Origin of the sequence: Campylobacter sp. RM12642 (assembly GCF_020137635.1) — a bacterium.
GTDB lineage: Bacteria > Campylobacterota > Campylobacteria > Campylobacterales > Campylobacteraceae > Campylobacter_E.
In genome coordinates this window covers 1-10,050 of the sequence record NZ_JACGAT010000041.1, presented here as the reverse complement: position 1 = coordinate 10,050, position 10,050 = coordinate 1, and the positions used below count along the sequence as shown (strand labels likewise).

Here is a 10,050-nt window from a genome sequence, read left to right as displayed (position 1 = left end):
ACTGATAGTATTGTTCTAATCGCAGTTTATTTAAATATTTATTTTTATAGTGAATTTTTTTATAAAAATAATCATTATTGTCATTATGTTTTATAATATAATTATTAGACTCTATATCATAATCAAATATATAAAAATCTTTTTCATAAACTTTTTTTACAATATTGTATGTTTCAGCATCATAGTAATTTCTAAAGTCTTTATGTTCACTTTTATTGACCCATATCATATTTCTAGAAATATTTAGAATATTTAGTATTTTTTCAAAATCATTATTTAAATTTTCATAATATCCAACAAAATTAACTATTATTTCATCATGTTCATTGCATAAAAATTCACATTGTGGAATAAAGTGATAATATTTCAATATTTCTTGTTTTATATTTTCATTTTCTAAATCTTTTATAAATTCTTTAAAGTTATTGTATTTACTTAAATGTAATTTAGACCATTCTAAATCATTGCCTCCTGCTCCACCATTTTTTAAATAATGATATGCTGAACATATTCTATCATACGGATTTCTTACAAACCCAAATGAAAAGTATTGATAAAATTTTTCTTTGTTGTATTTTACATATTGTATCGCTTTTTTATGTCCTACAAGCCATTTATCTGTTTCAAATATAGCCCTTTCTATACTAGTACCTGCGACTTTTGGTACATGCACAAATATACATTTGTATTTGTCTTGAAAATCTTTAAACAATTCTATTTCCTTAAAATATTATCTTCTAAATATTTTACTATAATATTAACATTATAATCAATTTGATTAACACCAATTATAATTTCCGGTCTTTCTGGTTTTTCATAAGGACTTGTTATACCGGTAAAGTTTTGAAGTTCTCCGTTTCTTGCTTTTTTATATAACCCTTTTGGGTCTCTTTTTTCACAAATATCTAATGGGGTATCTATGAATATTTCTATAAATTCATTATCATCAACTAGACTTCTAGCAAAATCTCTATCTGATTTAAAAGGGGATATGAACGCACTTATAACTATAATTCCACTATCAACAAATAGCTTACACACTTCAGCTATTCGTCTTATGTTTTCAACTCTAGATTGTTCATCAAATCCTAAATCTTTATTCAAACCATGTCTTATATTATCTCCGTCAAGTAAATAAGTATGGTACCCTAATGTATGCAATTTTACCTCTAGAGCATTAGCTAATGTAGATTTTCCACTACCACTAAGCCCTGTTAACCATACTATGCAAGATTTTTGGTTTTTTAAAAATGCTCGTTTTTGTTTTGTTAAACTTTGGTTATGCCAAATTATATGATTATTATTCATTTATTATCCTAAAAATTAAAAAATATAGGAGTAGCTATTATTACTACACTAGAATATATTATAGAAATAATCCAACCTATTTTAAGAAAATCTTGTAGTTTATATCCGCAAATAGAGCTGACCATTAAGTGTGTTTGATAACTATGTGGAAATAAAAATGCAGCACTCGCACCATATGCAACTGCAAATATAAATGGAGTCGGATTGGCATCAAGAGCTATTGCAGAGCTATACGCTATAGGAAATGATAAAGCAGCCGCAGCATTATTTGTCATAATTTCTGTTAGTAGTAGTGTAAATAAATAAATACCTATAAAGCTTCCATATACTCCATAAGCCCCAAATATATGAGTTATTAATACACCTAAATCATCTGCTAATCCACTATTTACTAATACTTTTGTAATAGCTAATGATGAACCTATAATTATAAAAATATCAAAAGGAAATTGACGTTTAATTTCGTTTATAGTAATTATTTTAAAAAATACAAGTAAGCATAATAATATTAGCATTGCTTTTAATAATGATACCAACTCCAAAGCAGACAATGCAATTGAAAGTACAAAACCTAAAAATACTAAAATACTTTTTGCTTTACTTAATTTTTTATTTTGATTAATACTTGAAAGTATATGAAAATTTTTTGCTATATTATCTCTACTTTTGAAATCTTTTCCAACACTTAAAATAAGCCTATCGCCAACTTCTAATCTAGTATTTCCTATTTTTGATATATTTTGATTTCCTCGTTTGAAGGATATAATGCTTGCATTAAATTTTGTCCTAAAATTACTTTCTTTAACACTTTGACCAATAAGACTAGATTCTTGGCTAATAAGTACATCAACAAGTTCTAACTCATTTGATTGCACTGCTTCTTTACCTATATTAATACCTTTAAATTTATGTAACATATTAATATGTCTAATATCGCCACTAAAAATTAAAATATCATTTTCTTGTATTATTTCATCTCTACTAACTGGATTTATTACATAGTCGTTTCTTTGAATTTCAAATAAAAATAAATATTCAAGTTTTCTTAAACCATTATCTGCAATGCTTTTCCCAATTAAATCACTATTGCTTAACACCTTAGCGCTAATTAGATGTTTTTCTTCTTTAGTATTTTCCATTTCATATTTTGGTAATAATTTGTTAAAAATTATAATTCCTATTAAGCAAAATATAGAAATTAAAAATCCAACATAGAAAAAATCAAAAATTTTTAAGCTTGGTAGATTATTTTGCATAACAAATGAGTTGACTACTAGATTTGTTGATGTACCTACCAAGGTCATAGTACCACCTAAAATTGAAAAGTATGATAATGGTATTAGTAGTTTAGAAGGAGGTTGGAATTTATTATTTTTAATAGCACCCATAAAACTGGCAACTACAGCTGTATTGTTTAAAAAAGCTGAAATCCCCATACTTATTATCCCAAGCTTTAATAGCGAAAATAGATAGTTTTTATTTATTATAAGCTTTGACATATAATCTATTATTATACTTTTTTCTATAGCTATTGATACTAATAAAAGAATAATTAGTACAATTAAAGAATTGCTAGTATAAGATACTAGCCAAGAATTTAAATCTAAGTATCCAATAATATAATAAAATATAGCAAGAATACCAAATAATATAGAAGGTTTTATCTTACTAAATATTAGTGATAATATCAGTACTAAAATACTGCAACCTACAATAATTTTCATATTTCTTTACACTCCCACTCAGGATATTGAGTTCTAATGTATTTGTTTAATTCTATTTCTGCTTTAGTATATTGTTTACAATTGTTTGTAGTATTTAGTATTTTTTCAATCATACCAGCTGCTATAGTTTGATTTGTATATTTATCGATTAATATAAAAGAACCTAAAAATTTATTTTCTCTATAAATTTTAAGCGCTAACTTTTCTTCTAGATTAATTTGGCATAGTGCTATATCGTTTAGCATAATTTGATCATTTTGTATATTTTGCAATGTATTTATATCTTTTTTATATAAAATTTCTTGCACTTGTATAGTTGTTATATTATTTGCAATTTTTATATAATATCTTTGATCTAGCTCTAGCTTTTTATCACTCATCCATATGATTGTCGCTTGAAAGTTGTTGGTTATTATTGTTTTATTATTTAGACTTGCGATTAGGTTGCCTCTAGAAATGTCTATTTCATCACCAGTAACAACTGTTACACTATCAAAACATCTTGCTTGTTTTTCTTCAAGCATAGTGTTAGCTTTAATTATTTTTTTTATAGTAGTTTTTTTATTAGAAGGTAGTATAACAACATTATCACCTTCATTAATGTTTCCGCTTATTATATTTCCACAAAATCCTCTAAAATTCAAGTTTGGTCTATTTACATATTGAACAGGAAATAAAAATTCATCATTATTTGTCTTATATATTTCTAAGTTATCTAATAATTTAAATAACGTATCGCCAGAGTACCATTGTATATTACTACTACTTGTAACAATATTATCTCCATTTAAAGCTGATATTGGTATGAAATTTATATTAATATCGTTGTTTAAATAAGGTATTATTAGTTGATAATCATTGTATATTTTTTTAAATATTTCTTGACTATAGTTTACTAAATCCATTTTGTTAACAGCTATTATAAATTGTTTTATACCCAATAAAGAAGCTATATAAGAATGCCTTTTGGTTTGTGGAAGTACACCTTTGCGTGCATCTATTAATATTATAGCAATATCTGCATTACTAGCTCCAGTAGCCATATTTTTTGTATATTGTTCATGTCCAGGAGTATCTGCAATTATAAATTTTCTTTTTATTGTGTTAAAATATCTATATGCAACATCAATTGTAATACCTTGTTCTCTTTCGCTTTCAAGTCCATCTACTAGTAGTGCAAAATCTATATTACCATTTTGTGTACCAATTTTTTTACTATCTTTAATTAAAGAATTTAGTTGATCTTCTAAAATCATTTGAGAATCATATAGCATCCTACCTATTAATGTTGATTTTCCATCATCAACACTACCGCAAGTAATAAACCTGCATAATTCTTTATCTTGAATTAAATTGTTTTCATTTGTCATTAAAAATACCCTTCTTGCTTTTTCTTTTCCATACTTGCTTTTTCATCAACATCTATCAATCTTCCTTGTCTTTCACTTGCATTTGATAACAATAGTTCTTGTATTATTTTTTCCACATTATCGGCTGTTGAATTAATAGCACCTGTTAGTGGATAGCATCCTAGCGTTCTAAATCTTACTATTTCTTCTTTTGCGTTTTTGACTAAATCAATGGGCATTCTATCATCATCAACTAGAATTTTAGTACCCATATATTGAGTAACTAGTCTAGGTTTAGCAAAATATAAACTAGGAATTTCTATATTTTCTAATAATATATAATTCCATATATCTAGCTCTGTCCAGTTGCTTAGAGGAAAAATTCTAAAAGATTCATTATTTTTATGCTTAGCATTATATATATTCCATAATTCTGGTCTTTGATTTTTTGGATCCCAACGATGGTTGTTATCTCTAAAAGAATATACTCTTTCTTTAGCACGAGATTTTTCTTCATCTCTTCTGGCTCCCCCAAATACTGCATCAAATTTATAAATATTTAGCATTTGTCTAAGAGCTTCTGTTTTAGCAATATCTGTGTGCATTGATGAACCATGTATAAATGGGGATAAATTTAATTCATCTATTTTTGGATTTTGATATACTATCATCTGCATACCTAATTCTTTGGCTTTTTTATCTCTAAATTCTATCATTTCTTTAAATTTCCATTTTGTATCAACATGAACCAAAGGTATCGGTGGTATTGCTGGATAAAATGCCTTTTTTAACAAATGCAACATTACAGAACTATCTTTACCTACGCTATATAGCATAGCAGGGTTTTGAAATTCAGCTATTGCTTCCCTTATAATAAATATAGATTCAGCTTCCAACATTTTTAAATAGTTATTTTGCATAATTTATTACCTTTCTAAAGTTTAAATAAAAATATTTTTTTAATTTTTGTTATAATTTTATTTCCTAATACATATTGTTTTGGTAGTTTATTATTTGGTATTATATTTAAAGTTTTTAGGTTTAAGAAATATTTTTTTTGTCGTTTATAATTTCTATAGATACTAGTAAGATATTTTGGGATAAATATAAAACTAAGCTTATGGTTGTTTAGCCAATACAAATAAACCCCTAGCCTGTAAGATAAATGTAGTCTAATTTTTAACTCTATAGTTTTATTTATATTAAAGATATTTTTTAAATAGTTATTAATAAAAATTAATTTTTCAATATCTTCATTTTTGTATTTAAAAAATTTCATTAATAATATGGTTTGATTTATATAATAAGGTAACATAATTTTTGCCAACTCTTTATATTGTTTTCTTTGTTGAAAAAATTGCACTAGCTTATATGTCGTATCACAATACCCACTAAAATTATAATAATCTTTTGCCAAAGCTTTATCTTTAAATAAGAAATGATAATACTGCTTTATATGTTCGCTTATTTTTACTGCCTGATTATTAAAATTACATGAACTTCCATTTCTTACTCTATAATTGTAAAAAATTTTGTTGTAAATTTGAATATTATTAGATTCTAAAAAAAGAACAAGACCAAAATAGTGATCTTCCGCATAACCATTAGTAGGAAATTTAAGTTTTATTGCTTGCATTAGCTTAAAATCAATCATACCATCTACCATAAATGCAAACTGACATATTTTATTATCGATCATTAATTTAGCGAAATTCATAGAACTTATGGTTTGATTTTGGGTTATATTAAATCTTTTCATTCTATTCCAATTTGGTAATTCTCCGTGATAGTTTTTATCTGCAAACATTTTAAAATTAAACCATATTATTTCACAATTACCTATATTATCAATACATTCTTTAAAACAGTTATTTTCTATAGTATCATCACCATCAATAAACATAATATAATCTGTTTTTATATTTAAATATTCATTTGTAATATTATTTTCATTTGTATAAATATTTTTAATTGCAGACTTGTTTAATACTTTGAAGTATTTATCACTGATTTTTTTTACTTTTTTTGCTTCATATAACAAGTCAAGACCTAAATTCCTACTTTTGCTTTGACCTTCATTATTTTTATCAACCACTATAATTCTATTATCTTTATAGGCATAATGTTTGGCTATGTTTAGCGTATCATCCATACTGCCGTCGTTAATTAAAATTAAATTAAAATAAGGATAAGTTTGATTTAATATAGAGTCTATACACTCAGGTAAAAATTCTTGAATATTATATATTGGTATTATTACGCTGATTTGTTTTTTTGTATTATTAATAGTCTTATTATATGTCTTATTTACTTCGTTATATAATTTTTCCATGTGTGGTAGTACTTCAAATACTTTATCTTTTATAGATAATGGATCAATTTGGTAATTGTTTATTTCATTAGCCCATTTTATTAAAGGTTTGTAAAATATTTTAATAAATTTATGTTTAATATTTTCATCTATATTAAGTTTGTCTATTTCTTTATGTACCTCAATTGCTGTAATTGCCAATGAAGAATCTTTATAATATTGCTTTGCTGTTAATATGTTATTATTAAAGATATTATATAGATATGCTACTGATTTTGATAAATTGCTCACATCAATATTTTCATTATAGGCCATAATACTATTTGGTCTGATTCTGTAAATATATAATTTTTGATTTAAAATATATATATTATTTGATTGAACATATAGCATTTTTCCGTAGTAATGGTCTTCATGTATTATATTGTTTATAAACTCCAATTTGATATTTTTTATATATTCTAATGATACCATTCCATGTCTTCCAAACCAAAACATATTTTTATTATTGTCTTGTAATAGATCTAGCCATTCATTAGCAGTAATTTTATAACTCTTATTTATATTATACAATTCATGATGTGTTTTTTTATTTTGTGTTTCTATTCCATCATATAAAAATTCAAAATCAAACCACACAATATCATTATTATTAGCAACTTTTACACATTCTTCTATAGTATTTAATTTTATATAATCATCAGAGTCTAGAAATATTAAATAATCTACATTTTCATACTTTAACTTATTATTTTTATAAAAAATTTGTTTTATATTATGTTCATCTTGATTTTTAGTTTCATATATATATAACTTATCATCATATATATAATTTTTTAAATAATATTTTTGTAACAACCAATTAACACCAACATTTCTAGCATTTCCTAATCCACCATTTTCTTTATTTATTAGTACTATTCTATCATCAAGTTTTACAAATTCTTTGGCTATATTTAATGAGTTATTATCAGTGCTTCCATCATTAACTAATATAATGCTTAAATTTTTATGTGTTTGATTTATAACTGAGTTTATACATTCTTTTAAGTATTTTTCTACATTATATATTGGGATAATTACACCGACTTTAATATCATTATTATCCATTGTCATCCTTTAAAAAATTATAGTATATTTTTAAAATAAAATCTTGATTTAGCATTGATATATCTATTCTATTTAGTAATGTATTATTTATATCTATACTATTAATAAAATCATCTAGTCTAATAAGATTTCCATATTGATTTTTTCTTTGATTTTTTATATAAGGAAAATGATAATTATTCAATTCTGTTCTTATTATATTGTGATGCTTATTCAACCTAAGAATTTCAATAAGTTTATTGCCTACAAAGTCTTCAAAAATTAAATTATCATTTTTTATTAACCAATGATCAACAACATCTCTAAAAATAATATTGGTATTATATGTCTCTACAAATACAATGTCATCTTTGATTACAAAATTAATTCTTGGTATAGATACAACATCGTTATCATGTTTTATCAAATAAAACATGTTAAATAGTTTTTTAGCATCATATATATGATCACAATCAATTTTTATCATCCATTCCCCTTTTGGTATATAACTTTTAACCCAATTATAATAAGTAGATAATTTATTATTATGTTTAGGGGGGGGGTTCATACTGGTTGATATTTGATAAGGATATTTATACGCTTGAAAAGTTGGAAATTTTTTACAGAAATTTATTATAATTTCTTCACTTCCATCTGTGCAGTCATTATATCCTATTATACCTCTTTGTATAGCAGGTAAAATTGAATACAAACTTTCTTCCAATGTATTTTTTTCATTGCATACCCTAATAAAAGCCCAAGGGTTTAATGGAGATTTGGTATTTTTACTTCTTTGGTCTAGCTCGAAATAACCTTTATGTGTATTACTACTTTTATGATGATAATAATATATATCATTTGAATTCATAAGTTTTGTCCTTGTTTTTTAATTATTTTCATACCCTGAATATAGTCTTTATATTTAGTAGATAGTTTTAAATTATCTTGACTTATTTCTTTTATTAATTTTATAGTTATTTTTTGTTCTTTATAAAATATAAAGCAGAATATAAATTTAAGTATAGCTATTATATTTAATTTATTATTTTTTAAATCTTTCATATACTTACCTAGTTTATAAGCTTTTGTGCTATCTATAATTAAATCTATATCATTCATTAAATTATTTTGTTTATAGTTTTTTAACCATTTTATATCTTTTTTTAAATCTAAAATAACTTTATTTTTTGAAGAAATAATATCAAATATACATTCTTTTATGTTTGTATCTAAGGTTTTGTTTTCAGTACTTGTTATGTTTTTATATATAAATTTCTGATTATTATTAAAATAGATGTTTTCTAAATATTCATTATCTTTTTTATAATATTCTCTTACATTGTTTATTATTTGGTTGCTAAGTTTATAACTATGATTTTTATTTGTAAAATACTTATTAATAAATTTTAGTATATCACCTCTTAAGTGGTTTTGTTTAAAATTGGTAAATAATGGAATTTGTTTATTGATATATAATAGTAGGTCAACTCCGTATATATCAAGTGATTTATTGCTATTTTTATTTTTAATAAAAGCATTGTTGTTTTTTATATTTATTTTATCTAGAAAATCTGTTATTAAATCATTATCTTTAAAATATTTTTTATCAAAAATTGTTGCTGCTATATTCTCTTGTCCGAATACATCTTGCCAATTTTGAATAGTATTCTTATGGTCACAAATAAATTGAAAGTGTGTAATATTTTTTTTATATCCTTCTTCATATTCTAGTTTATAATTATCTTTTAGAGTAAAGTCAAAATCTTCATTTATCTCACTCCATTTTATAGCTTCTGAAAATAAAGAATTTATTAAATCTCCTTGCTCTCTAAGATAAACAATAATTTTAAATTTATTAATACCTAGTTGAACTAAAATTTTTTTTAACTTTTGAATTTCTTCCTTAGTATTTAACCTAGAGTGTATTAATTCTGACGTAAAAAGTATATTTGTTTTGCCCTCCAACTCTAGTTTTAAATTATTAAATAGCGTAGTTTTATATTTGTTAAATTCCTCTTTATCTAATAGATTATTGGTTATTTTAAAAGAATCTATTTTATTATCATCATATGCCAATACCGCTAAAGGCCAGTGATTATATCCTAATGAATGTGGAATATATACCTGTTCTTGCAGTATTTTATGATTGTTATTGATAAAATCTTGTATTGTTGTAGAGCCAGTTTTTTCAGTACCTATATGCAAATATGCTTTCATTAGTTTGCCCTTTTTTGTATACATTAATATATTGAAATACTCTTATTTTCAA

At 24.0% G+C, this 10,050-nt stretch carries 8 protein-coding genes; all 8 read right to left on the bottom strand.

What is annotated here, in order from left to right; translation table 11 throughout:
* Window positions 1–712, bottom strand: a 712-nt coding sequence (locus tag AVBRAN12642_RS09230) for a sulfotransferase family 2 domain-containing protein (RefSeq protein WP_336607721.1), incomplete at its 3' end; no start/stop codon positions are given.
* A gap of 2 nt (window positions 713–714) precedes the next feature.
* Window positions 715–1,308 (bottom strand): adenylyl-sulfate kinase, encoded by a 594-nt coding sequence (gene cysC / locus AVBRAN12642_RS09225; RefSeq protein ID WP_214117962.1) that lies wholly within the window; start codon window positions 1,306–1,308, stop codon window positions 715–717.
* A gap of 8 nt (window positions 1,309–1,316) precedes the next feature.
* The gene (locus AVBRAN12642_RS09220) at window positions 1,317–3,032 is read right to left on the bottom strand and encodes an SLC13 family permease (RefSeq protein WP_214117963.1); all 1,716 of its coding nucleotides are present in this window, start codon (window positions 3,030–3,032) and stop codon (window positions 1,317–1,319) included.
* Window positions 3,029–4,402 carry a sulfate adenylyltransferase subunit CysN gene (cysN, locus tag AVBRAN12642_RS09215; RefSeq protein WP_214117964.1) on the bottom strand — a complete coding sequence of 458 codons (1,374 nt, stop codon included), beginning with the start codon at window positions 4,400–4,402 and terminating at the stop codon, window positions 3,029–3,031. The genes AVBRAN12642_RS09220 and cysN overlap by 4 nt, the downstream gene beginning before the upstream one ends.
* The gene (gene cysD / locus AVBRAN12642_RS09210; protein WP_214117965.1) at window positions 4,402–5,301 is read right to left on the bottom strand and encodes a sulfate adenylyltransferase subunit CysD; all 900 of its coding nucleotides are present in this window, start codon (window positions 5,299–5,301) and stop codon (window positions 4,402–4,404) included. The genes cysN and cysD overlap by 1 nt, the downstream gene beginning before the upstream one ends.
* 14 nt (window positions 5,302–5,315) lie before the next feature.
* Window positions 5,316–7,802 carry a glycosyltransferase gene (locus AVBRAN12642_RS09205; RefSeq protein ID WP_214117966.1) on the bottom strand — a complete coding sequence of 829 codons (2,487 nt, stop codon included), beginning with the start codon at window positions 7,800–7,802 and terminating at the stop codon, window positions 5,316–5,318.
* Complete coding sequence (locus tag AVBRAN12642_RS09200; protein WP_336608268.1) at window positions 7,795–8,649, bottom strand: beta-1,4-N-acetylgalactosamyltransferase; 855 nt, start codon at window positions 8,647–8,649, stop codon at window positions 7,795–7,797. The genes AVBRAN12642_RS09205 and AVBRAN12642_RS09200 overlap by 8 nt, the downstream gene beginning before the upstream one ends.
* Window positions 8,646–9,998, bottom strand: coding sequence for a hypothetical protein (locus tag AVBRAN12642_RS09195; protein ID WP_336608267.1), 1,353 nt, complete (start codon window positions 9,996–9,998; stop codon window positions 8,646–8,648). The genes AVBRAN12642_RS09200 and AVBRAN12642_RS09195 overlap by 4 nt, the downstream gene beginning before the upstream one ends.
* Between the last annotated feature and the right edge of the window lie 52 nt (window positions 9,999–10,050).